Source organism: Planococcus ruber, assembly GCF_022819085.1.
Lineage (GTDB): Bacteria > Bacillota > Bacilli > Bacillales_A > Planococcaceae > Planococcus > Planococcus ruber.
This window is the reverse complement of record NZ_JALHAG010000001.1, coordinates 1012572-1035855: the sequence shown is the minus strand read 5'-3', so window position 1 is coordinate 1035855 and position 23284 is coordinate 1012572. Positions and strand designations below refer to the sequence as shown.

Sequence of the window (23284 nt, the reverse complement as noted above, 5' to 3'; positions counted from 1 at the left end):
TTTACTATACCCTTGCTATTCCTCATTTAATCCAAAAAAAAATTCTTTATTTTCTTAAATTTTAAACCTGCATGAATATGTAAATTTATTTGTATATGAATTATATAAATATACTTTTTAATGCCCTCCTATTCTGTTATTCAATAAAAGACCGCTCTTCGCATTTAAATATGGAGAGCGGCCTACGCTATTGTTCTTTTCTTTTCAAATGCATTTTAAGATTGATTCCATATTCTTCGGCCCATCGATAAACCGTGCTTGGAGAAACACCCAATTTCTCTGCTGCTTCAGCTGCATTGCTGCTGGATTTTAAACTCAGGAGCAGCGTTTGTTTTCTTGTTTGGTTGACTGCTCCTGAATAGAATTCCGGTACTTCAAATGTTTGCTTGCCTTTTTTTAGATAACCGGGCAAATAGTCGATTGTCAGCAGGTCAGACTCGCAAAAAACCTCCATCTGCTCTAATACGTTTTTCAATTCCCGAAGGTTTCCAGGCCATTCATAAGTATAAAATTCGCTTAGCACTTCAGCAGATAGCTTTTTATAAGGCAAAAAATAATTGGCCAATATAGGGATGTCAGATTTTCTATTGCGCAGCGGAGGAATGTCCAAGGATATGATATTCAAGCGGTAAAACAAATCCAAACGAAACTCCTTGTTTTCCACCAGCTCTTTTAAATTTTTATTTGTCGCTGCGATGATTCGGACATTTATTGATTTCGGCTGATTGGAGCCAAGCGGCGTCACTTCTTTTTCTTCCAGAACTCTCAGCAAATGCGTTTGCACTTCCAGCGGCATATCTCCGATTTCGTCTAGAAACACGGTGCCGCCGTGAGCCGCCTCAAATTTCCCTTTTTTGCCTCCTTTTACGGCATTCGTAAAGGCTCCATCCGTATAGCCGAACAGTTCACTCGCAATCAATTCTCTAGGTATCGCCGCACAATTTACGGCCAAGAAAGCCTCTTGCCGCCTTGAACTGTCATTATGGATGGCTTGTGCAAATAATTCTTTCCCGGTCCCGCTTTCTCCTGTGAGCAGAATGGTTTTATCTGTTCTTGCCGCTTTTTCGGCAAAGCGGATGGTTTTTTTGAACTCGGGATCTTCACCGATCAGTGAAGAGAATTGATGCTTTGCTGTGAAATTGTTTATATCTTTTTTAAATTTTTTCTGAAGGATGATGATATTTCCGATTGTTTCCTTCCCCACTTGAATTTTTCGCGAAGTGAGCAACAATAGGAATTCTCCGTCTTGCTGCAGATTCAACTGTTCCTTTAAAATGACCTCTTGGCCGGTGATCATTTCCTGCAGATTTTTGGATAGAGGTTTGAGTTTCGCAATATCATTCAATTTGTATTTCGTGTTCGGTTCTGATGAAATTCCTAATAAATGAGCAGCAATTTTATTCAGCCGGATCACTTCTCCGATTCTGTTCACGATTAAAATACCATCTGAGATCGAATCGATGGCCGCGTTGAAGTAATTATCGACCATATATTGTTCATGTTTAAGCTCTTTTTGTTCAATTAGCTTTAAAACAGAGCCTGCAGCAGTCTTCACCAATGCCAACGAATGGGGATGGGCGGTTTTTAAATAGCCTACCACGGTCAATACCCCTAAGACATTTCCGGTCAGTGGATCCAAAATTGGAGCGCTGGAACAGTGGGACGTATGCCAGGCAACGCAAAAATGCTCAGCGCCGATTACTTGAATGGGAGAACCGGTAACCAATGCTGTCCCTATGGCATTGGTTCCGGAATGCTTCTCATTCATATTGGCCCCGATTTTAAAGTTGGCACTTGCTGCATTTAATGCAATATCGCTGTCTCCGAACAATTCCAAAATGACGCCGTCCGGATCCGAAAAGGCAATAATGCTGTCAGTGCCTTTTACAATTTCATAAAGATCATCCATGAATGGACGGATAAGATGGAGCGTATCCTCATAACGGTTTTTTCTTTTTCGCAGTTCTTGAGGGGAGCAGATGACCGGAGCTTTTGCAGAATCCGGATCTATACCGTAGCCTTTCGATCTTCTCCAAGATTCTGCAATAATTGGGCGGGCTTCTCCTGTCTCCAGTTCTTTTTTTATATATTGATTCCAAATATTTTTCAGCACTTTAGTTTTATCAATACGTTTTAAAGGCGGATAATTGGTCTGATAGGAATAACTGCTCTTCACTTCAACCACTTCCTTTGACAGTGTTATGCACAGAATAAAATTCACTTTTCTGAATTTTTAAACCGTACCTATAGCTTACACTGCACTCCACCCACCGTCTACCGGCAAAATAACGCCTGTTATATAGCTGGCTTCATCGGAAGCTAAAAACAATGCTGCTTGGGCAATTTCTTCCGGCTCTCCTACTCGGCCAAGCGGACCCGTTTCGTAATTTTTGGCGATTTCGGGGATGTCCAAGACTTCTCCAATCATCGGCGTGTTGATGGCTCCTGGGCAAATGCAATTTACACGAATGTTGTGCTTGCCGTAATCTGCTGCCATGACGCGCGTCAAAGCGACAACTCCGCCTTTTGAAGCAGTATAGGCATCTGCCCCCGTTACACCGATAATTCCATTTAACGAAGAGTTGTTGATGATGCTGCCCCTGCCTTGTTCAATCATAATCGGAATTACGTATTTTGACATCAAGAAAACCCCGTTTAAATTGATTCCTAAAATGCTGTTCCAATCCTGCAAAGGCGTTTCTAAGACAGAAGCCATGGCAAAGCGGGATCTTGAAGAAAAGCCGATGCCTGCGTTGTTAAACAAAATATCGATTTTCCCATAATGATTTTTGACTTCTTCCACCATTGACTGGACATTTTCTTCGCTGGAAATATCCGTTTGGATAAATAGAGCGTCATGCCCCGCACTTTTTAACTCTTCTTCCACTTGCTTGCCGGCTTCTGTATTCCATTCCGCGATCACTACTGCTGCCCCCTGCTCTGCAAAGGCGCGCGCTGAAGCTTTTCCTTGTCCGCTTCCGGCTCCAGTTATAATCGCTACTTTACCGCTCAATCTCATGCTTTTCCTCCTCATTAAATCAAATCTGCTGCAGTCAATGTTTCCAGTGCTTCTTTCACTTCGTTGGTGAACCGTGCTCCCGCCACTCCATCGATGAAACGGTGATCGTAGCAGATGGAAAGCACCATCATTGGAGCTGCTTTAATATCGTCCTGTTCATTGACGATCGGCGTCTTTTTGATGGCACCGACAAAGACAATCGTGGATTGCGGACTATTGACGATCGGCGTTCCGCTTTCAATTCCAAGGCTGCCTAAATTTGAAATGGTGATGGTTCCGCCTGCATAATCGTCCATCGAAAGATTTTTGCCTTCTGCTTTTTCTGCCAATTGTTTTATTTCCGCTGAAATTTCTTGGACTGTTTTTTGTTCAGTATTTTTCACTACCGGAACCACCAAGCCATGCGCACTATTAATCGCAATGGACACATTGACTTCGTCGTAAACGGTAATTTCTTTTTCTTTCTCGAGCTTGCTGTTCACAAACGGATACGCTTTAACCGCATTTGCCACCGTTTTGACGATAAGGTCATTTATAGAGATTCCTTCAATTTCGTTCTTCACTTTCAATGCCTGCTCCATATTGACAGACACCATTTGCGTAAACTGGGGAATGCTTTGCCAGCTGGTCAACATATTATCGGCCATGACTTTCTTTATATTGTTCAACGGGATTGTTTCTCTTACTTTAATTGTCGGACCAGAATTCGAAGCAGCATTTTGAACGTCAAGTTCCGTTACAATTCCGTCTTTTCCAGTCCCTGTGATATGTTCTAAAGAGACGCCCAGTTCTTTCGCCAATTTCCGTGCCCTTGGTGAAATGCCGCCTCTTTTAGCCGTCTGAGTTTTTTGTTCCGTTTCTTCCTCAGGTTTTTTTTCATTTTCTGTAGAGGCTGTGGCCGCTTCGGCTTTCGCTTCCTTGCTATAGACACTCAAATCCACTTCTTCATCCGCTCCTGCAATGACAGCGATTACCGTATTGACCGGCACTTCTACATCCGGAGGGACAATGATTTTTTTCAAGACTCCGGCTTCCTGCGCTTCAATTTCCAACGTAGATTTTTCCGTCTCCAGTTCAAAAAGGTATTCCCCTTTTGCCACTTCTTCCCCTTCTTTGATAAGCCATTCTGTAACTGTGCCGTTTTGCATCGTCACACCCAGCCTCGGCATTTTCACTTCATACATAAGGTCCCACTCCTATCATCATTTTGATGAACCTTTGATTTGGTTGGAAAGGCCAGAGACCTGGCCCCCCGGATCAGTACTCCATCAATTCATTGACCTGTTGAATGATCTGCTCTTTATTCGGCACATAAAACTGTTCCAGGTAAATACTTTGAGCAATCGGAACATCCGGGCTTCCGATACGCTTGATCGGTGCTGCCAAGTCGAATAACGCACCTTCCTGAATTTGCGCTGCAATTTCAGCCCCGGAACCGCCAGTTTTCGGTTCCTCATGTACAATCAAAGCCCGGCCGGTTTTCCGCACCGAAGCTAAAATTGTTTCCATATCAAGCGGAGCCAATGTCCGCGGATCGATGACTTCCACTTCGACTCCTTGGGCTTCGAGTTCTTCAGCCGCCTGCAAGGCGGTATGTACTTGCAGCGCTGTCGCAATAATCGTAACGTCCGATCCTTCCCGTTTCACATCGGCTTTTCCAAAAGGAATCAAATATTCTTCTTCCGGAACTTCGCCTTTCAGATCGTAAAGCATTTTATGTTCAAAGAAGAGCACTGCGTTGTTGTCCCGGATGGCCGTTTTGAGCAGCCCTTTTGCATCGTATGGTGTTGATGGAATCACGATTTGCAAGCCCGGCCCATGCATGAACAACGCTTGCGGGCTCTGGGAGTGCTCTGGTCCGGCGCCGCCCGCTATCCCAATCGGAAGCCGAAGCGTTACAGGCATCTCCATTTGGCCGCCGTGCATAAAACGCCATTTCCCCATTTTGTTGAATACTTCATCAAAAGCGATGCCGACAAAATCCCCGAATTGCAGTTCCGGAATTGGCCGGACATTGCCCGTGATGGCCATGCCGACTGCGGCTGCAACAATCGTCGGTTCGGCAATCGGTGTATCGAATACGCGGTCAGCCCCGAACTTTTCCTGCAGCCCTTTGGTAACGGCGTTGATGCCGCCAAATTTGCCGACGTCTTCCCCAAACAGGACGGTCGTCGCGTCTCTTTCCATTTCTTCATTTAATGCTTCAATTAAAGCATTTCGCATCGTCAGTTTTCTCATCCATTTCTCCCCCTTATGCGTATAATCCTTCGTAGATCCGTCCTGCCTCCGGCATCGGCGCTGCTAACGCTTTATCAATGGCTTCTGCAATTTCCTGGTCGATTTCCTTATTCAAATTCTGCAATTCCTCTTCCTTTGCAATTTCTTCCGACATTAATTTAGCCGCAAAGTTTGTAATCGGATCTTTCGTGTCTTTCCAAGTCTGCAGCACTTCAACATCTACGTAATCATAAGGGTCGCCTTCAAAATGGCCGCGATGGCGGAAAGTCTGGGCTTCGATAAAGGTTGGCCCTTCTCCGCGTTTTGCACGCTCCACTGCTTCTTTCACTACTTCATGCATAAGCAATACATCGTTGCCATCCACTACGCAGTTCGGAATCCCATAGCCGTCTGCCCAGTCGGCAATATGCTCTTTGATGGAATGCGTTTCGGAAACGTGGCATGAAATTGCATATTCATTGTTCTCGCAAATGTAGATCACCGGCAATTTGTAGAGGCCGGCCCAGTTCAATGAACCGTGGAGCATTTCCCGGGAAGCTGCTCCATCACCGAAATAGACGACAGTAACCTGATCTGTCTTCTTTAATTTCGAAGCAAAAGCGGACCCCACACTAAGCCCCAGTTGCGAGCCAATGGTGCCGGCTTGGCCAAGAACGCCTCTGGCAGGATCAGCGCTATGGACAATTCCAGCACCTAACCCTTTTGTCGTCCCTTCTACAGTTCCGAGGAAATCTCCATAAATTTTCGAAAGCGGTACGCCTTTTGCGATTTTTTGGTTGCACCCCCGGTGATTGTAGTAAATATAATCCTCATCTCTTAGGTTCTGCCGAATCGATCCGGCAGACAGCCCTTCCGAACCGATCCCGGAGTGGTAAAATCCTGAAACTTTCCCGTCCTGCATCAATTTGATTAAGTTTTCGTCAAACTTACGGATTTTTGCCATCGTTTTATAAAAATCGAGCAAGACTTCCTTAGGGTAATCTTTTACATTAATTTCTTTTGTATAAGTTTCAGCCATTATCCTTCACTCCTTTTTGAATTCAATAAAAGCTTTTCATATTCGGAAACTGATTTGTTTCTTTTTCTATTCCGATATCTGTGGCCTCTCCGTGGCCTGGGTAAACGGCCACTTCGTCCGGAAGCGTAAACAACTTCTCACGAATGGAAGTTTTCAATTGCCCACGATTGCCAAAAGGCAGATCTGTCGGGCCAATCAATCCTGCGAGCAATGCATCGCCTGAAAATAAATATTCATCATTCAATAAATAGCTGACGCTTCCTGGGGAGTGGCCCGGTGTATGAATCACTTTCACGGAAAGCTCGCCGCATTTCACCAGCTCATTCCCGTTCAATAAAATATCCGGCCACTCGCACTTAATTTGTTTCTCATTTCCAAAAGATAAATTCAGTTTTGGATCGATCAAATAATCCGCTTCAGCTTGATGGATTACGACAGAGGCGTCCGTTGCCCGCCTCACTTCATCCACACCGGCAATATGGTCGTAATGCCCGTGCGTCAATAGGATATAATCCACTTTTCGGTTTCGGATATAGGCAAGCAGCGATTGCGGATTTTCTCCAGGGTCTATGACAATGCAAAACGTTTCTTCATCCGTGACAGCGTAGCTATTGCTCCGCAATTTGCCGAATGTAAATCTCTGAATAGTGAGCGGCTTCATGAAAGCCTCCTTTTACCGGCCAAATAGAAAAGTAAGCGTTTACAAAAATGGCGGCCATCTTTCTGAATTCTTTTTGCGAGAACTAAGCGGCTCTCCCCCCTTTTGCTTCGACTCCCTCGGTAAATGACTACCTTGCTATACATTATGCAATTTTCGTGCCAACTATTATGCAGTGTTCCAACTCAAGTGGATTGCACACCCCTCCTCACTCCAGAGGCTCAATATTTATTACGAGAAAGAAATTCCCATGAGAATTTCTTATTTCTAAGAATGCAAAATTTCTCTAGCTGTTCTTCTTTTTACAGAATCACAGATTCCCAATTCTGTTCGGTACTTAGCGATTGTCCGCCTGGAAATTTGAAGGCCTTCTCTTACCAGCAATTCTTTAATTTTTTCATCGGAAAAAGGATGCTGGCGATTTTCCATTTCAATGATCGCTTTTATCCTTTGTTTCACTTTCAAAATCGATTCTGTTTCATCACTGCCGTTTAATGCCATCCCCTGCTGAAAGAAGAATTTAAAAGAAAAAAGGCCTTTTGGTGTTTGCATGCATGTATTGCGCGTAATTCTGCTCACAGTCGATTCATGGACTTTAATTTTTTGGGCAATATCCTTTAAACGAAGCGGTTTTAAACTATTGGCTGGCGATATAAAAAATTCCTTTTGATACTCGATGATTGCTTCCGCCACAGTCGACAATGTTATTTTTCTCTTTTCTAAACTTTTGATTAAAAATTCTGCCTCACTTCGCTTTTCACGGATGTACGATTTGATCGAATCTGTTTCTTCTTTTGACAGTTCTTGAATGTATGCGGAGTCGATCTGTATTTGGGGCAACAAATGATCGTTTATATGTAAAATGTGTTGATTCCCAATAAATTCCACCTTGACATCAGGCGCTTGGAATGCCGTCGTTTCATCTGCCAGGCCATCTACAGGCGATTTTTTCAAACTCAGCAAGAGCTGAGAAATCTCTTCAATTTCTTCAGAGTTAACCCCATATTTATCCATAATCAAACGATAGTTTTGAGCTGCCCATTCCATTAAGTTATTTTTCACAATTTCTTTAGTGTATGCCACAACTCTTGTTTGCTTCTTTGCGTTGAGCTGAAAAAGAATATAGTCCATCAGGTCCTGGCAGCCAATTCCGCCAGGCTCCAAGTTTTTTAGTTTCTCTATCATTTCTTCCACTTCCCATTTGCCGGCCCCCAAGATTTCCGCTGCCTCCGCGGCATCCATAGCCAAGAATCCAGTCGGTTCCAGACTTGCCATGAGGAAATGGAGAATACGCCGCTGCGGCGCTGTCAGATTAAGCAAGAGGGTTTGTTCCATTAGATCATTCTTCAATTTGTTTTCTTTTGCTTCGATAAACTCAAAAGGACTTATATAGTCCTTTTTTGAATAAGCAGGCGCTTGGTCATCTTTAAATTTGAGGAAAGGATTTTCATAAATCCGCTCGTTCACATATTCTTTTAATTCGTCTGAAGAAAGCTGTAATAAGTTAATCGCTTGAGACAACGCTGGCGTCATATGTACTTTTGATACTTGGACTTGCTCCAAACTGATTCCTGTTTGCATACAGACCACTCCTCGAAAGTTTAGGCATTAAATCAGAAAACTGCCCTGCCTATCAAAGGCAAGGCAGTCAAATGACCATATATTCAGGGCAGCAGCACCACTTTTCCGATGCTTTTCCTGCTTTCAATACGAGCATGTGCTTGGGCAGCTTCAGCTAATGGATAACGTTTTGATATGGCGATATCCAATTTTCCTTGAAGCAATAGCTCCACAATGGCCGAAGCGCCTTCCTGCAAAAATTCAGGGCGCTGCTTCCGATAAGTTCCGGTGCTGTAGCCAATCACCGAACGGCAACTCGAATGGAGATCGGTAGTTTTAATACGTCCTGCTGCAGAACCGTCATTAGCGTGCCCGAAACTGATGATCCTTCCAAATGGCGCCAAGCAATCCATGCTCTTTTCAAAATGGCTTCCCGCTATCGTATCTAGGATCACATCCGCTCCTTTGCCATCCGTCAAGCTATTCACTTGCTCAGCAAAATCTTCAGTCGAATAGTTGATGACATGATCAGCGCCGAAACTTTTGGCAGCCGCAATTTTTTCATCACTTCCAACGGTTCCGATAATTTGGGCAGCACCATAAACTTTAGCCAGTTGAATGGCAACCGAACCGATGCCGCCAGCTGCCGAATGAATAAGAATCGTCTCTCCCGGAACTAAGCTCGCCATTTTTTTTATAACATTATAAGCGGTGACTCCTATAGTCAGTGAAGCTGCAGCTGTTTCCATCTCCAATTCATCCGGCACATGGAATGTTAACGCTTCATCCGCTGCTGCATATTCTGCATAGCTTCCCGCTTTTGGAAATGCCATGACGCGCTGCCCCAATTGAAAACGGCTTACCTCTTCCCCTATTTCAATGATTTCACCTGAACAGTCCAGCCCCGGAATAAACGCGGAGCCGGCTTCGATGCCATGATATTGGCCTTGCCGCGCCTTGATATCAGCGAAATTCACACTGATGGCCTGAACACGGATCAATACTTGATTTGGAGCAATAGCCGGCTTGTCTATTTCTTTAAGCTTTAACACTTCAGGTGGACCCGGCTCATTTACTAGAATTGCTTTCATAGGATAACGCCGCCTTTACAAATTAAAATATCAGCATACATGCTCCGATGACTAAGCCGCCATAGATCAAGGCAATCATCGTGTAGCCCATAATATCGCGGATTTTAAGTCCAGCAATCGCGAGGAGCGGGATTGCCCAGAACGGTTGGATCATATTTGTCCAACTATCGCCCCACGCTACTGCCATGACCACTTTCGCAGGAGCGACACCCATTTCAAGCGCTGCCGGAATGACAATTGGTGCCTGTACAGCCCATTGCCCGCCTCCGGAAGGAATGAAAACGTTTAGGATTCCCGCAGAAAGGAAAGTCCAAAGCGGCAGCGTATTGGCATTGGAAATATCGATAAAAAAGTTAGATAAAAGGACAGCCAAGCCCGAAGCTCCGAGCATCCCCATGATTCCGGCATAGAACGGATATTGCAGGACAAATTGCCCTACACTGTTCACAGATTTCAGTAAGCCTTCCGCCAGTTCCCGTACGTTTGCAAATAACAGAAGTGCAGCGGTTAAGAAGATTAAATTGACCGTGTTCAAATCCAGTGAGAACCCATTTGTAATGAAATGGTTGACCAAATAGCTCAACCCTAAAAAGCCTCCAATGAGAGGAATGAGGCGAGTTTTTTCAATTTTATCATTTGGATAATTCGTTTCTTCTTTTTTCTCTTCAATTTCGATTTTATCTTCCAAGCGGGACTGTTCGACAATAAAGCGGTCTTTCGGATTTTTCGGATGGATAAAGCGCATGACAAAAGGCAGAGTGAAAAACAGAATAAGGACGATTGCGATATTTACACCCGACATCAACGTCTCCGAAATGGGTACGACCCCGATATCCCCTTCGAAAATGTGTCCTGCTGTTGCAACGAATAGGGCTGGAGAGGACGACAAACCGCCTTCCCAGATTAAGAATCCAGAATAGCCTGCAGCAACCAAAACACGGTAATCCACATCAAGTACTTTTTTGGCCACCAGCTTCGCCATAATTCCTGCGACAACCAAACCGAAAGCCCAGCTGATCATAGAGGCAGCCAGCGCAGTGAACGTCACCATCAGAATAGCAGAATTCGGCGTTTTACATTTAGCCGCGATTTTTTCAAGCGTATCGGACACTGTCTTCGTCAAGGCTAAGGCATAGCTCAAGACAAATGTGGTGATGATTTGAGCAGTGAATGTCAGAAGACCCCACATGCCGTCTCCCCAATACCTCATCATATCGAGCGGGCTTGAATCAGTGAAAATGACACCTGCAACAAAAGCGATAGCGGTTAGGATAATGGCAAAGACAAAGGCATCCGGCAGCCATCTTTCTGCAATTCGCGCAAAAAATCCAGCGACTCTTGCCAGTGGGTTGTTCTTCTGGGCGTTTAAGACTTTCTCTCTTTCTAATTCTTCAGCATTCTTCACTTCCACCATTCCCATTCCTCCTCATATCCATTTTTTCATTTGATGTTTTTGAATTTTCCCGACGGATGTACGCGGAAATTCTTCTGTAATGTGGACCTCTTGCGGAACTTTAAACTTTGCCATCCGCTCCTTGCACCACTCGACCAATTCATCGCCGTTTACAGAAGCCCCTTCCTTCAAAATGACAAACGCATGAATCGCTTCTTCATAAACCGGATCCGGAACCGATACGACCGCGCTCTCAAAAACCGCTTCATGCTCATTTAAAACAGCTTCCACTTCACCCGCTGCAATGTTCTCTCCCGCCCGTTTCATCATGTCTTTTTTCCGGTCTACAAAATAGAACCGGCCGGTTGCAGGATCCTTCCTTGCCATGTCTCCGGTATAGAGCCAGTTTTCCTGGATGGTCTCTTCTGTTGCTTGTGGATTCTTAAAATATTCTTTCATGATGGTCATCCCGGGCTGTCCATAAACCGTAATTTCGCCTTCTTCTCCAATCTCCACTTCCTTTCTTTGTTCATCTCGCAAAATGACTCGGTAACCGCAAACTTCTTCACCTATGGTCAAATGATCCAAAGTATCATTCAGCGGGCGCATTAAAGGGATCGCTACTGTTTCTGTCATGCCATATAACTGCCGAAGCGGCACTTGATACCTTTCTGTAAATAAAGTGTATTGTTCATCTGTTAAAGCTTGGGCATAAATGATCAAACGCATCTTATTTTCTGCGTCTTGCGGATCGTATTCTTTCTTCAAAATCATTTTTATGGGCGCTGAAAATAGTGAACCGATCGTGGCATTCATCCGCTTTGCCTGTTTCATGTAATTCGTGGCACTGAAAGTTTCTGTAATTGCAATGCTAGCGCCGGCATAAAGTGCTGGCATTGCCATATAATATTGTCCATTCCCGTGAAACATCGGCAACACGATTAATGGCCGGTCTGTTTTTTGATAGCCTAAATGCTCAGACATTTTTTGACCAGTATGGAGGTAATTATAATGAGTCAAAACGACCCCTTTCGGCTTGGAAGTGGTTCCGGATGTGTATAGAATGGCCGCTTCGTCTTCTGGTAGAATCATAGGAAGATTCTGAAGCGTGGTTGATTTTCTGATTTCTTCTTCCAGCCAAATTCCTTCTTGGCCGCTGCCAAGCCTTGAAAAGAGCAGCGGAAGGTCGAATGCGGTGAACTTCGCTTCATAAGCCTTTTCCGTGATGATCAGTTTGCTTTCAGAGTGAGAGGTTAGATAATCCATTTCTTCTCTTGTCGAAAGGATATTTGTCGGCACCATCACGGCACCGATGGACAGAATCGCAAACCACGACAGCATAAATGCGCTCCCATTCGGAAGATGAAGCAGCACTTTATCTCCTTTTTGGATGCCGTATCCAGATAGAACGCTCGCCAGTCTCTGCACGTTCTCCTGAAATTCACGATAAGTCATCGTTTCTATCTCACCGTGCCTATCTTCTACTAACACAAATTCTTTATCCGGGTTTTCTGCAGATTTCTCTGCCAGCAATGCCGGGACAGATTGATAATTCATTGAGGCCACCTCACAATTTTAATTAGCGGTCCATCCTCCATCGATATATAGAGTCTGGCCGGTCACGTAGCTGGAAGCATCCGAAGCAAAAAAGACCGTAGGGCCAATCATTTCTTCCACTTCGCCCATCCGTTTCATCATGGTGCGGTCGACAATTTTCCCAAGGCGTTCGGGATCTTCCAGAAAATGCGCCGTCATCGGCGTTTTGATATACGCAGGAGCAAGCCCATTGACCGTAACATTGTATTCGGCTAATTCCGCCGCCCACACTTTCGTCAATTGGTCGATGCCGCCTTTGCTTGCAGCGTAACTCGTTTGCAAGGAATTTCCTACTTTTCCGAGAATCGATGAGATGTTGATGATTCGACCATTCTTTTGCTCCATCATTCGTTTGGCAGCTTGCTGCCCCACGAGAAAAATTCCTTTCAGATTGGTATCAAGCACACGGTCCCAATCTTCTTCCTCTACCTCGACCAATAATTTGCGGATGTTCATCCCCGCATTATTGACCAAGATATCCAATTGGCCGAATTCTGCATCAATGTGTTTAAATAACGTCACTACATCTTCTTTGGAAGTAACATCGGATATTTTCCAGCTGACTTTGCCGCCTTCGGCATCGAGCGCTCTTGCCGCTTCGATCAAAGCTTCTTCGTGGCGCCCCGTTATCATCACTTCGGCCCCGTAATGCGCAAGCCCCGCTGCTATCGCTAAACCGATGCCTTTGCTGCCGCCTGTCACAAGGGCTTTTTTGCCTGCCAGATCAAAACTGGGATAAGCAGTAATTTGCATGTACATACCTCCTAACCGATAAATGAACGAATGTTCCGAAAATTAAAGCTCTACATATTTATTGAATCTCAAAGGATCCTCTTAGTTTCACTTCGCCAACCGAATCACTGATTATAATTTCCCCTTTATTTCCATCTGCAGCTCCGCTGATGAAGAGCTCACTGCCCGGATGGGTGACTGCTTGAAACCGGACTTTGAACCGGCTTAATTTTCTATCAGGAAACCATTCGGCTATGGCTTCGCCCGCCCACCCCATCAAAAACATGCCGTGGGCGATAATGTCTTTCAGCCCTTTTTCATGAGCAACGCCTGGAACCGTATGTATTTCATTGAAATCACCCGAAGCTCCTGAATACTTGACTAAGTCAATCGGCTTGAGCGGCTGTTTCCGGATTACTGGCAATTCATTCATTCGCTTGCAGCCGCCCTTTCGATTAAAGTGGAACGATTGACCAATACAATATCTTCTCGCTGATTCTTATAGATCGTTTCAAGCTTGAAAAAAGTCATGGATTTTTTCTCGATGCGTTCTTTTACAATAGCTTGGGCACAAATAACATCTCCGGCATATAGAGTCTGGACATACTCATATTCCTGTTCTCCGTGAAGCACATGATTCGGATCCAGGCCAATTTGCTGAAACAATTGATAGAAATCCCGTTCATTCCAAAAATCGATCACGGTCGCAAAAGTCGGCGGCGCCGGTATTGCCCGGTGCCCCTTTTCTATTGCCATGCCGGCATCGAAATAAATCGGATTTGTGCTGCCGATCGCTTTGGCAAACTCCCGGATCTTCCCTTCTTCTATGAGAAAAGGGGAGTAATCGAAGATAATTTCATGATTAGAAATTTCGGTCATGGTCCACCCGCCTTTGTCTCGTTTTACAGCAATCGATTGCTGCGTGTTTCATTGGCCATTTCAATTAGATTGCGAACCGCAATATTCAACACGCCAAAACGATGGTCATCGATTTCACCAATTTTCCAACGGTAGTGGATTTGCTGCAGGATAACAGCAAGTTTATAAAAACCGAACGTTACGTAATAGTTGATGTTCGATACATCTCTCCCGCTTGTTTTGGCATAAGCTTCCACAAATTCGCGTCTGCTGTAGAATCCTTTTTGGTTCGTGACGATGTTGATACCCATATCCGGGTCATCCGGCTGTCCCCAATAAGCCACCGTTGATCCTAAATCGCTCATGGGGTCGCCAATTGTCGAAAGCTCCCAATCCAGAATGCCAACCGCTTTTCCGGGATCATGCGCATCCAGTACCATATTGTTCAATTTAAAATCATTGTGGACAATTGTTGTTTCCCGGGTAACCGGCAAGTTTTCCGCCAGCCACTTCTCGAGTCCGTCCAACTCCGTAATGGCTTCGGTTTTAGAATGGTCATAGCGCTTGATCCACCCTTTCACCTGCCGTTCAAGAAACCCTTCAGGCTTCCCCATTCCGGCAAGCCCTGCTTCTTGATAATCAATCGCTTGAAGCTGCGCAAGCGTTTGTATGACAGTCTCCGAAATCTTCGGCCCAGCCTGTTCGGATCCTCCGTAATTTTCAGGAAGCACGTCATCGATCACTACCCCTTGTTTTTTCTCCATGACATAGAAATGCTTGTCCATGATGGCCGAATCTTCGCAGTACACATAAGGCTTCGGCGCTAATGGAAACACCGGGTTCACTTTTTCAAGTATTCGGTATTCCCGCTGCATATCGTGTGCTTTCGGCGGCACTTCTCCAAACGGAGGCCGCCGCAAGACGCCTTCCCAATCGGCAATGTTCAATAAATACGTTAAATTGGAATAGCCTTCTGAGAATTGCCGCACATTCAGTTTCCCATCCGGCAAATTGGGAATCGATTTACGCAAATGCTGTTCAACAACCTCCCAATTGATGGAGTCCTGCGATTTTCCGATTGCTTGCTTTGCGTCGCTCATAGCCATCTCTCCTTTAAAAGCTCAGTCGTATTTGAAAAATCCTTCTCCGGATTTCCGTCCCAGTTTGCCAGCCCGTACGTATTGCTTCAATAAAGGCGCTGGCCGATATTTGGAATCGTTGGTTTCGTTGTAAAGTGTTTCCGCTACAAAAAGCATCGTATCCAACCCGATCAAATCGGTTAAGGCAAGCGGCCCGATCGGATGGCTTGCGCCAAGCATCATGCCTTTATCAATATCTTCAGCTGACGCGATGCCTTCCGATAATACAAAGATTGCTTCATTGATCATTGGCGTCAAAATCCGGTTAACCGCAAACAGCGGCGCCTCCTTGACCGAGATCGCTGTTTTATTAAATTGTTGGGCCACTTTGTGCGCCACTTCAACCGTCTCATCGCTTGTCTGTTCTCCACGGATGATTTCAACCAATTGCATGACGGGAACCGGGTTGAAAAAATGCATGCCGATGACTTGGCCGCTTCGTTCTACAGCTGCTGCCATTTCTGTAATGCTTAACCCGGAAGTATTCGAAGCGAAAATCGTAGAGGGTTTGCAAATTTGGTCAAGCTCTGCAAATAACTTTTTCTTAGGTTCAATCTGTTCAATAATGGCTTCAATGACCATATCTACTTCCTTCAACTCTTCGATGCTGCTCGTCGGCCGGATTCTTTCTCTGATCGCATCCGCTTCTGCCTGTTCAATTTTTCCTTTTTCCACATTTCGGGACAAGGTCTTTTCAATTCGCTTAATTCCTCTATCAAGCCCTTCTGGGTTCACATCGTATAAAATTACTTGATAATTTCCTTCTGCCGCCACTTGGGCAATTCCATTGCCCATAATTCCGGCCCCAATCACTGCAATTTTTTCCATAGGCGATCACTCCTCGACTTTATTTCCCTTGAAATACAGGCTTTCGTTTTTCTTTGAACGCTTTAACTCCTTCTTGCATATCTGCGGTTCCCACAAGCTTTGAAAACAAATAGCTTTCCAGCTCCTGCGCTTCAGCGAGCGGCAATTCAATTCCTTCATTTATGGCGCGCTTCGCATTGGCCACTGCCACTGGCCCTTTCGCCGCTACCTTCTCCGCTAATTCTTTCGCCGCTTCAAAAGCGCCGCCTTTGGGCACAACCCGTTCTGCCAGTCCCACTTCGTAAGCTTCCTGCCCTGACAGCAGGACACCGGACAGCACAAGCTCTTTTGCTTTTCCGATTCCGACTAAACGGGACAGGCGCTGTGTTCCGGCATATCCCGGCAAGATGCCAAGCCCTGTTTCAGGAAGCCCGAGTTTGGCATCTTCTTCGACCACCCGGATGTCGCAGGCAATGGCGAGTTCCAGTCCCGCTCCTAAAGCCAGGCCTTGGATCGCACAGATGACTGGAACATTTGAAGCTGCTAATTTATCGAAAACCCGTTTGCCTTTATCGACCAGTTGAATTCCCGTTTCTTCTGTCAAAGAAGGAAATTGGCCGATATCTGCACCTGCTGCAAAGGCTTTCTCCCCTGCAGCGCGCAAGATAACGGCGCGGATATCCGGCAATTTCGCTATTTCCTCTATGGCTGCATCCAATTCCGAGATGATTTGATCGGTCAGTACATTTACGGGTGGGTTCGCTAATGTCACTATAGCTAAATGCCCTTCCGTTTCTACTTGAATCAATTCTTTATCCTCCATTTCTGCTCGACTCCTTTTTATCCATTGCCGGAATTTATTTTGACGGTGGCATTTCGGATTGCGCCGTTTTCAACTAGCGGAATGACCGTTAACTTTTCATGATTGCGAATGATCAGTTCCATCGATTCTGCAAAATCGAATCTTCTAAGCAATTCTGCCGTTTCGCTTTCATACAACTCAGCAAAACCAGTTGCCAGCGACGCTTCGTAGGCAGACTTGGCCAATTTAGCAGCATCCGAAAGCTGATAGTCGCCGCTATCCTTCAAGTGGTGCACAATTTGTCCTGCTCCGATAAAATCCTCCATTGAAAAACGGTCATCATTTCCTGAACAAATCAACACGATGGAGGATTCGTCTTGTTGAATGTGAAGCTGTTCAGCAATCACATGGCCATTCACTAAAGAGGAGATGAAAAGCGTTTTTGCCTTAGCCGCTTTTTCAATCGCCCTCGTGCCATTTGTTGAGCAAATGATCGCTGCCTCCTGGCTGCTGCATGGCTCGATCAAACAAGGATCGGGATATCGAAATCCTTCAATCGATTCGCCTTTTGTTTCCCCAAGCAGGATATAATCACCTTTTTGTTCATCTGCCAGTATTAAAGCATCTGCACTGTCTTTCACTGCATATATCGGTCCGTAGTTATGCTCCAGCAAAAAAGTAATTGTCGAAGTTGCCAAAAAAACATCAATGACAACGGCTGAACAACCGATCAGCTTTTCTTCTTTGACCGCTTCTTTCTGTGTAATTACATGGATTCTTCTCATGCACTCCAAATCCTTCATGGTTATTTTCAAAGCAGCATTTTAAGCAGATAGTCCGCATAAATCTCTTCAATTTCGTCTTTACTGAATTCGCCTTTATCGGAATACCATACTTGAATCCAGTTCGTGGCTCCAAGTATGATCATCCGCGCCATTTTTTGCTGCCTTAAATGAAACTCGCCTCTTTCAGCCCCTTGAGCAATGATTTTATCGAATAATCCCGCATAGACATCTCTTTTATTCACGATGTCTTCAATATGGTCTTCCGAGAAGATTTGTTCCGGCTTTACGATCAGATTAAAGATTTCTTTTTCCTGGATCGCGATGTCCAAATGGGCTTTTATCGCTTTTTTCATCTTTTCCACCGAAGAAATGTTTTCCTGATAAATGTCTTCTATCAATTCCATTGCACCGGTAAGGATCAAATCATGGCAATGAAAAAGCAATTCTTCTTTGTTTTTGAAATAATAATAAAGCGAACCTTTCGTCATCAGCAGTTCAGCAGCGATGTCTTCCATCGTTGTTTTATGGAAGCCCTGCCGTGAGATAACGGAACTGGCTGAACGAAGAATGTCTTCTTTTTTCTTAGCTGCTTTTCGCTCCCGTAGACTCATTGCATTCCCTCATTTATTCAATAGATTTAATCTGAGTGCAGATTTCACAATAATTCTTCCGGTTTCTCTTCGACTTCCCGCATTGTCAAGGAAGGTTCTTTTATCAAAATGTTGCGGATCAAAATAAATACATTTTCAATGACAATCAGGGCAAATGCAATTGGAATCAGGAAAAACAGCGGATATAAAGGATACAGTGTGCCTGCAGCCGGGAAAGCCGTCTTTCTTTCGAGTCCGTTCATTGCATATTCCCAGCTAAACTGGACAATGAGGACCAATACAAATAGCTCCAATAAAATCATTAAAAAGATCAGGACCTTCTTCGCCTTTTGCCCGATTTTATCAAGCACCAAATCCATCTTCGGCAAGACACCAGAAGCATACACATATGCAAGTCCCGGGAAAACCACAAGCGGCATCATGTAATTCTGGATAATTTCAAATCCGCCGCGTATTGAACTAGAGAAAAGGGAACGGACCGCTACATCATAGACGATCAGGAACATCATCACTAAAACACTGATGCCGCTGACCCAAATTCCTGCCAATTTTATATAGTCGAAAACTTTATAGGCTTTCCATACACCATTCATGAAGCTTACCCCCTTTCATTAATTCACATCGAATTCGGAAGCCATGTAGCAAGTCCCGGAAACGCAATCATCAAGCCACAGACCACAATCATTGCCACAATGGCAAATACCATGGCGATTTTGAAAATCGAACCCGAATTGATTCCGCTGACGCCAGCTACGGCATAAACACTAAGGCCGACCGGAGGGGTGATCAAGCCGATGGTACAAATGACGGCGATAAAGACGCCGAACCAAAGGACATCTACTTGAAGTTCCTGGATGATCGGCAAGATGACCGGAATAGACATCAGGATAACTGCAGCTCCCTCGATAAACATAAACATAATGAAAAGAACGACCGAAATGGCGATCAGCACAAGCACTGGCGTATCCATAATCGGTTCGATAAATTCGATCAGCTTTCTTGGCAATAACGAAAGAGAGACAAATCGCCCAAAAATCTGTGCGCCGATCATGATAATCATGACCATTCCTGTCAACTTGACGGTTTCAACCACAGACACTTTAAAGAAATTAAAATTGACTTTCCCTAGTACCAATGCAGCCAGCAAACCGACAAACGCTCCGACGGCCCCTGCTTCAGTAGGGGTGAAAAGCCCGGAGTAAATCCCGCCGAAGATCACCAATACGATGACAATGGCAATAACACTTGCGGCGATCAAGCGAAACGCTGACAGCTTTTCAGGCGTCCCTGCGGTTTCTTTGATCTCTGGTTCATTTGCAGAAGCGGTTTTTTTCTTCTCCATTCGGAAATATACCAACATCACCAAAATAAATACGATCATTGTCAGAATGCCTGGGATAAACGCTCCGACAAACAAGCTGCCGACTGGAGTTTCCGTTGCCACTCCATATAAAATCAAGATAATGCTCGGTGGAATGATTCCGGATAAAGAGCCGCCAGAGGAAGCGATAGCTCCAGCGAGCGGAGCGCTATATCCATGTTTTCTGAGTTCCGGAATCGCCACTTGCCCGAGCGAAGCAGCGGTTGCCGTACCTGAACCCGATACCGCTCCAAGCATCCCTCCGATAATCAAGGTCAATACGCCAAGAAGGCTGTTTTTTCCTTTTGATACTTTATGGACCATATAAAAAATATCCTGGACGAGTCCCGACTGCAGGATAAATTGAGCCATTAAAACAAACAGAGGAATCGTCGTCAGTGTATAACTGGCCACCCGATTAAACGGTTCGTTGCCGAGCAAACCTGGCAGAATGCCAAAGCCTTCCAATAGGATTAAACCGATAATTCCACTGGCAAGGAGCACGGAGTGAATGTACAACCCCGCAATCAACAAGATGATCATCATTGCGATAATAATTCCAATAACCACTAAATTATCCATAAAGGGCCTCCCTGCAAAAGTCTGAAAAGAAAAGGGACGGCGATCTTTTCTGCGCTATCCCTTTTGATGGTGCTGCTATTCTAAATTCATAATGGCTTCCGGCACTTCTCCGCCTTCTTCCACCACTAAATCTCTCCATTTAATGACAAGTTCATTGCCTGGAAGGCCGTTGTCTTCCAAAAGCTTCGCGTAATCTGTCCATGTATCTTCAATTCCTGTATTAAAGTGGTCTTGAACTTCTTGGTCCAATTCGCTAAAGTCGACGAATTTTCCGCCATTTGCTTCATTTTCCGGAATAATCGCTTCTGCGCGGTCCATCCATTCTTGAGCTCCTGGTTCGAAAATTTCTTCGTTTGCTTGTGTCATTGCTTCTTGCACATTTTCGGGCATTTCTTCCCATTTATCTTGAGACATTCCGATAAATGCATTGAAATGGCCGAAATTGATGCCGGTTACTGTGTAGGTAAACAGATCTTGGAAACCATATCCGGTCCAGTCGGCAATACTATAGAAAGCACCTTCAAATGTACCGCGGCTTAGCGCATCATAAATTTCAACTGCCGGCATCGTCACACTATTGATCCCTGTTTTTGCAGCATACATTTCATGGATCCGTGAAGGCGTACGAAGTGAAGTGCCTTTTACATCGCCAACCGAATTAAACTCATGGCCAGTAGTCGAAATGGAATACTCCTGGGTAGTGGATACAGGGAAAACTTTAAAGTTTCCAAACTGCATTTCTGTATACGTTTTGCCATCCGCTAATTCTTCATCACTTTCCAAAAGCTTTTTCCAAGCATTTGAAGCGATTAAGGTATCCGAATGGTTCAACGGGAGCATCGTTACTTCAGCCATCGGGAATTGGTCCGGCTGATAGATCGGCAATACAAGGGCTACGTCAACGGTGCCGCTTTCCAAAGCTTCCGCTTCATCCGGCACTGCTACCAATTCTCCACCCGTAAAGGTTTCAAATTCAACTTGTCCGTCCGTCAATTCTTCAACTCGCTCCATCCATGGAACCATAGATTTTTCCCACCAAGCATGCTGGGCACTTAAACCGGTTGCAGCCCGCAACGTAATTTTTTCGCCTTCTGCTGAAGTGCTGCCGGAATCGTCACTGCTGCACCCACTCAGTAGAACTGCCAATCCTAGACTTGCCACCAGCAACTGCGATTTGAACTTTTTCATTATTTTCCCTCCATCCGTTTGTTTATCTGCCTTTCTGTATTGCCGTTTTTCAAGGGTTTTAGTTCCCTGTAAACTGCGGCTCTCGCTTTCCGAAGAAAGCGGAGACGCCTTCTTTATGGTCAGCTGTTTGCAGCAGCATCGCCTGAATGATATTTTCCTGCGTAAAAGCCGTTTCGGCGTGAAGCTCCCCGACATGGTTGACTAAATACTTCACGTATTTATTGCTGATAGCTGGGCCTTTAACGATGAATTCCGCAAATCGTTCCGCTTCCTCCAGCACTGGCCCTTCAGAAATTCGATTGATGATGCCGTTGTCATAGGCTTCTTTGGCTGACACGACTTTTGCAGACGAGATCCATTCCTTCGCAATCGGTTTGGAAACCCGTTCGGATAAAGACTTGATCAGCCCTAGATCCGGGATCAATCCGATATTGGCAAAACTTAAAGCGAATTTGGCCTGTTCATCCGCAACGATGAAATCTGCAGCCAATGCAATGCTGAATCCGGCACCGGCAGCATATCCATGAACCGCCGCAATGATGTACTTATCCGCGCCCATCAGTTTCTTGGATACCCCCGAGATAAATTCCATCCATTCTGCCACTTCCGCAGCACCGGCCAATTCCTTCATCGAGGCAATATCGCCGCCTGCTGAAAACGCCTTTCCTTCTCCCGAAAGGATGATTGCTTTGACTTCTTTATCCTTATTCAACGAATCCAGCCCTTGAAGCAGTTCTTCAGCCAATTCTTTTGATAAAGCATTCAGTTTATCCGGACGGTTCAATTTCAAATGCCCGATTCCATTTTCGATTTGAATCTCCACTAAGTTCCCCATCGGCTTCCCCCTTTGTTTTATGGAATCACTACCAATTTCCCGTAGGTCTTGCGGTCTCCCAATAAATCCAAGGCAGCTGGCACTTTTTCAAAAGGCAGCTCTTCGTAAATCAGCGGCTTGATGGCTCCCTGCTCAAACAGATCCATCAATTCCAGATGCGCTTTCATGACTTCTTCAGGCATCAGGTTCCGGAACAATCCAAAATGGACCCCTACAATAGAATAGTTTTTGATCAAAGCATGGTTTGTCGGAGCATCGGCAATTCGGCCGCCTGCAAAGCCAATTACCAAAAGCCTGCCTTCGAAAGCGATGCATTTTCTCGAACGGTCGAATGTATCGCCGCCCACCGGATCGAAAATCACGTTTGCCCCTTTGCCATTTGTCGCTTCTTTCACGATTGAAACAAAATCTTCCGTCCGGTAGTTGATGACCTGATCGGCTCCAAGCTGTTTGCAGATTTCCGTTTTTTCATCGCTTCCTGCTGTTGCAATGACGGTCGCGCCTGCCGCTTTTCCAAGCTGGATGGCAGCGGAGCCGACGCCGCCGGAACCCGCATGGACAAGCAGGACTTCCCCCGGCTGAAGGCGGGCTGTCCGGTGTAGAGCGAAATAAGCGGTTTGATACGTAATGAACAGGGCGGCTGCTTCGGAGAATGAAAGCGAATCCGGTATCGGGAAGATGCCCTCTTCCTTTACACATGTCCATTCCGCGAGGCCGCCGTTCGGAAGAAGAGGAGTTGCCAGAACGCGTTGTCCCACTTTGAACGCCGCTCCTTCCCCGACCGCCTCAATCACTCCTCCGATTTCTGCTCCCGGAGTAAACGGCAGGGGCGGCTTTTCCTGGTATTTTCCTTGGCATTGCAGAATATCAAAGAAATTCAAAGCGGCTGCCTCGACTTTTACCAGCACTTCACCTGGCCCTGGTTCAGGCTTCCTGTTTTCAACCAGTTCCAGTGCTTCTTGTGGATCTGCCAACTTTGTCACAGACCATGTCTTCATCCACTAACCTCCTC

Annotated in this window: 23 protein-coding genes; all 23 read right to left on the bottom strand. The window is 45.3% G+C overall.

The annotated features are described in order from the left end of the window. Positions 1–187 precede the first annotated feature (187 nt). The 23 genes from MTR82_RS05280 to MTR82_RS05170 all read right to left on the bottom strand — a co-directional run bounded on the left by MTR82_RS05280 (position 188) and on the right by MTR82_RS05170 (position 23270). Entirely contained in the window at positions 188–2176 is a 1989-nt protein-coding gene (locus tag MTR82_RS05280) for a sigma-54-dependent Fis family transcriptional regulator (RefSeq protein ID WP_246808145.1), read from the bottom strand. 75 nt (positions 2177–2251) lie between these two features. Continuing rightward, positions 2252–3019 carry an SDR family NAD(P)-dependent oxidoreductase gene (locus MTR82_RS05275; protein WP_246808143.1) on the bottom strand — a complete coding sequence of 256 codons (768 nt, stop codon included), beginning with the start codon at positions 3017–3019 and terminating at the stop codon, positions 2252–2254. 14 nt (positions 3020–3033) lie between these two features. Then, entirely contained in the window at positions 3034–4203 is a 1170-nt protein-coding gene (locus MTR82_RS05270; RefSeq protein ID WP_246808140.1) for a dihydrolipoamide acetyltransferase family protein, read from the bottom strand. 73 nt (positions 4204–4276) lie between these two features. Next, a complete protein-coding gene (locus MTR82_RS05265; RefSeq protein ID WP_246808135.1) occupies positions 4277–5257 on the bottom strand; it encodes an alpha-ketoacid dehydrogenase subunit beta in 981 nt (326 codons plus the stop codon). A gap of 13 nt (positions 5258–5270) precedes the next feature. Next, entirely contained in the window at positions 5271–6275 is a 1005-nt protein-coding gene (locus MTR82_RS05260) for a thiamine pyrophosphate-dependent dehydrogenase E1 component subunit alpha (RefSeq protein ID WP_246808133.1), read from the bottom strand. A 22-nt stretch (positions 6276–6297) separates the two neighbouring features. Next, a complete protein-coding gene (locus tag MTR82_RS05255) occupies positions 6298–6936 on the bottom strand; it encodes an MBL fold metallo-hydrolase (protein WP_246808131.1) in 639 nt (212 codons plus the stop codon). Between the two features lie 264 nt (positions 6937–7200). Further along, positions 7201–8514: an RNA polymerase factor sigma-54 gene (gene rpoN, locus MTR82_RS05250; RefSeq protein ID WP_279576969.1), complete on the bottom strand. Its 1314-nt coding sequence runs from the start codon at positions 8512–8514 to the stop codon at positions 7201–7203. 83 nt (positions 8515–8597) lie between these two features. Then, positions 8598–9584, bottom strand: coding sequence for a quinone oxidoreductase family protein (locus tag MTR82_RS05245; RefSeq protein WP_246808129.1), 987 nt, complete (start codon positions 9582–9584; stop codon positions 8598–8600). Between the two features lie 22 nt (positions 9585–9606). Next, on the bottom strand, positions 9607–10998 hold the full coding sequence (locus tag MTR82_RS05240; protein ID WP_246808127.1) for a short-chain fatty acid transporter: 1392 nt from the start codon (positions 10996–10998) through the stop codon (positions 9607–9609). Between the two features lie 12 nt (positions 10999–11010). Further along, entirely contained in the window at positions 11011–12534 is a 1524-nt protein-coding gene (locus MTR82_RS05235) for a class I adenylate-forming enzyme family protein (RefSeq protein ID WP_052650462.1), read from the bottom strand. Between the two features lie 18 nt (positions 12535–12552). Beyond that, complete coding sequence (locus MTR82_RS05230; RefSeq protein ID WP_246808125.1) at positions 12553–13326, bottom strand: SDR family NAD(P)-dependent oxidoreductase; 774 nt, start codon at positions 13324–13326, stop codon at positions 12553–12555. 58 nt (positions 13327–13384) lie between these two features. Then, positions 13385–13738, bottom strand: a complete 354-nt coding sequence (locus MTR82_RS05225) for a MaoC/PaaZ C-terminal domain-containing protein (protein WP_246808123.1) — start codon at positions 13736–13738, stop codon at positions 13385–13387. Beyond that, positions 13735–14184, bottom strand: a complete 450-nt coding sequence (locus tag MTR82_RS05220; RefSeq protein ID WP_246808122.1) for an FAS1-like dehydratase domain-containing protein — start codon at positions 14182–14184, stop codon at positions 13735–13737. Before MTR82_RS05220 ends, MTR82_RS05225 begins: the two co-directional genes overlap by 4 nt. Positions 14185–14207: 23 nt before the next feature. Further along, positions 14208–15263, bottom strand: a complete 1056-nt coding sequence (locus MTR82_RS05215) for a phosphotransferase family protein (protein WP_246808121.1) — start codon at positions 15261–15263, stop codon at positions 14208–14210. A 21-nt stretch (positions 15264–15284) separates the two neighbouring features. Further along, positions 15285–16130: a 3-hydroxyacyl-CoA dehydrogenase family protein gene (locus MTR82_RS05210; protein ID WP_246808120.1), complete on the bottom strand. Its 846-nt coding sequence runs from the start codon at positions 16128–16130 to the stop codon at positions 15285–15287. A 19-nt stretch (positions 16131–16149) separates the two neighbouring features. After that, positions 16150–16932 carry an enoyl-CoA hydratase/isomerase family protein gene (locus MTR82_RS05205; protein ID WP_246808118.1) on the bottom strand — a complete coding sequence of 261 codons (783 nt, stop codon included), beginning with the start codon at positions 16930–16932 and terminating at the stop codon, positions 16150–16152. Positions 16933–16949: 17 nt separating this feature from the next. Then, on the bottom strand, positions 16950–17696 hold the full coding sequence (locus MTR82_RS05200) for a 2-phosphosulfolactate phosphatase (RefSeq protein ID WP_052650448.1): 747 nt from the start codon (positions 17694–17696) through the stop codon (positions 16950–16952). Between the two features lie 26 nt (positions 17697–17722). Then, complete coding sequence (locus tag MTR82_RS05195) at positions 17723–18307, bottom strand: TetR/AcrR family transcriptional regulator (protein ID WP_052650446.1); 585 nt, start codon at positions 18305–18307, stop codon at positions 17723–17725. Between the two features lie 44 nt (positions 18308–18351). Further along, on the bottom strand, positions 18352–18900 hold the full coding sequence (locus MTR82_RS05190; RefSeq protein WP_052650444.1) for a TRAP transporter small permease: 549 nt from the start codon (positions 18898–18900) through the stop codon (positions 18352–18354). A gap of 23 nt (positions 18901–18923) precedes the next feature. Further along, complete coding sequence (locus MTR82_RS05185) at positions 18924–20249, bottom strand: TRAP transporter large permease (protein ID WP_246808117.1); 1326 nt, start codon at positions 20247–20249, stop codon at positions 18924–18926. Positions 20250–20324: 75 nt separating this feature from the next. Further along, a complete protein-coding gene (gene dctP / locus MTR82_RS05180; protein ID WP_052650440.1) occupies positions 20325–21437 on the bottom strand; it encodes a TRAP transporter substrate-binding protein DctP in 1113 nt (370 codons plus the stop codon). A 58-nt stretch (positions 21438–21495) separates the two neighbouring features. Continuing rightward, a complete protein-coding gene (locus MTR82_RS05175; protein ID WP_246808115.1) occupies positions 21496–22272 on the bottom strand; it encodes an enoyl-CoA hydratase/isomerase family protein in 777 nt (258 codons plus the stop codon). 17 nt (positions 22273–22289) lie between these two features. Then, positions 22290–23270: an NADPH:quinone oxidoreductase family protein gene (locus MTR82_RS05170; protein ID WP_246808114.1), complete on the bottom strand. Its 981-nt coding sequence runs from the start codon at positions 23268–23270 to the stop codon at positions 22290–22292. Positions 23271–23284 lie beyond the last annotated feature (14 nt).

What these genes read in the sequence shown, in the direction of transcription:
- MTR82_RS05275 (WP_246808143.1), bottom strand. Translation starts at nt 3,019, where the DNA reads ATGAGATTGAGCGGTAAAGTAGCGATTATAACTGGAGCCGGAAGCGGA.
- MTR82_RS05270 (WP_246808140.1), bottom strand. Translation starts at nt 4,203, where the DNA reads ATGTATGAAGTGAAAATGCCGAGGCTGGGTGTGACGATGCAAAACGGC.
- MTR82_RS05265 (WP_246808135.1), bottom strand. Translation starts at nt 5,257, where the DNA reads ATGAGAAAACTGACGATGCGAAATGCTTTAATTGAAGCATTAAATGAA.
- MTR82_RS05260 (WP_246808133.1), bottom strand. Translation starts at nt 6,275, where the DNA reads ATGGCTGAAACTTATACAAAAGAAATTAATGTAAAAGATTACCCTAAG.
- MTR82_RS05255 (WP_246808131.1), bottom strand. Translation starts at nt 6,936, where the DNA reads ATGAAGCCGCTCACTATTCAGAGATTTACATTCGGCAAATTGCGGAGC.
- rpoN (WP_279576969.1), bottom strand. Translation starts at nt 8,514, where the DNA reads ATGCAAACAGGAATCAGTTTGGAGCAAGTCCAAGTATCAAAAGTACAT.
- MTR82_RS05245 (WP_246808129.1), bottom strand. Translation starts at nt 9,584, where the DNA reads ATGAAAGCAATTCTAGTAAATGAGCCGGGTCCACCTGAAGTGTTAAAG.
- MTR82_RS05240 (WP_246808127.1), bottom strand. Translation starts at nt 10,998, where the DNA reads ATGGTGGAAGTGAAGAATGCTGAAGAATTAGAAAGAGAGAAAGTCTTA.
- MTR82_RS05235 (WP_052650462.1), bottom strand. Translation starts at nt 12,534, where the DNA reads ATGAATTATCAATCTGTCCCGGCATTGCTGGCAGAGAAATCTGCAGAA.
- MTR82_RS05230 (WP_246808125.1), bottom strand. Translation starts at nt 13,326, where the DNA reads ATGCAAATTACTGCTTATCCCAGTTTTGATCTGGCAGGCAAAAAAGCC.
- MTR82_RS05225 (WP_246808123.1), bottom strand. Translation starts at nt 13,738, where the DNA reads ATGAATGAATTGCCAGTAATCCGGAAACAGCCGCTCAAGCCGATTGAC.
- MTR82_RS05220 (WP_246808122.1), bottom strand. Translation starts at nt 14,184, where the DNA reads ATGACCGAAATTTCTAATCATGAAATTATCTTCGATTACTCCCCTTTT.
- MTR82_RS05215 (WP_246808121.1), bottom strand. Translation starts at nt 15,263, where the DNA reads ATGAGCGACGCAAAGCAAGCAATCGGAAAATCGCAGGACTCCATCAAT.
- MTR82_RS05210 (WP_246808120.1), bottom strand. Translation starts at nt 16,130, where the DNA reads ATGGAAAAAATTGCAGTGATTGGGGCCGGAATTATGGGCAATGGAATT.
- MTR82_RS05205 (WP_246808118.1), bottom strand. Translation starts at nt 16,932, where the DNA reads ATGGAGGATAAAGAATTGATTCAAGTAGAAACGGAAGGGCATTTAGCT.
- MTR82_RS05200 (WP_052650448.1), bottom strand. Translation starts at nt 17,696, where the DNA reads ATGAGAAGAATCCATGTAATTACACAGAAAGAAGCGGTCAAAGAAGAA.
- MTR82_RS05195 (WP_052650446.1), bottom strand. Translation starts at nt 18,307, where the DNA reads ATGAGTCTACGGGAGCGAAAAGCAGCTAAGAAAAAAGAAGACATTCTT.
- MTR82_RS05190 (WP_052650444.1), bottom strand. Translation starts at nt 18,900, where the DNA reads ATGAATGGTGTATGGAAAGCCTATAAAGTTTTCGACTATATAAAATTG.
- MTR82_RS05185 (WP_246808117.1), bottom strand. Translation starts at nt 20,249, where the DNA reads ATGGATAATTTAGTGGTTATTGGAATTATTATCGCAATGATGATCATC.
- dctP (WP_052650440.1), bottom strand. Translation starts at nt 21,437, where the DNA reads ATGAAAAAGTTCAAATCGCAGTTGCTGGTGGCAAGTCTAGGATTGGCA.
- MTR82_RS05175 (WP_246808115.1), bottom strand. Translation starts at nt 22,272, where the DNA reads ATGGGGAACTTAGTGGAGATTCAAATCGAAAATGGAATCGGGCATTTG.
- MTR82_RS05170 (WP_246808114.1), bottom strand. Translation starts at nt 23,270, where the DNA reads ATGAAGACATGGTCTGTGACAAAGTTGGCAGATCCACAAGAAGCACTG.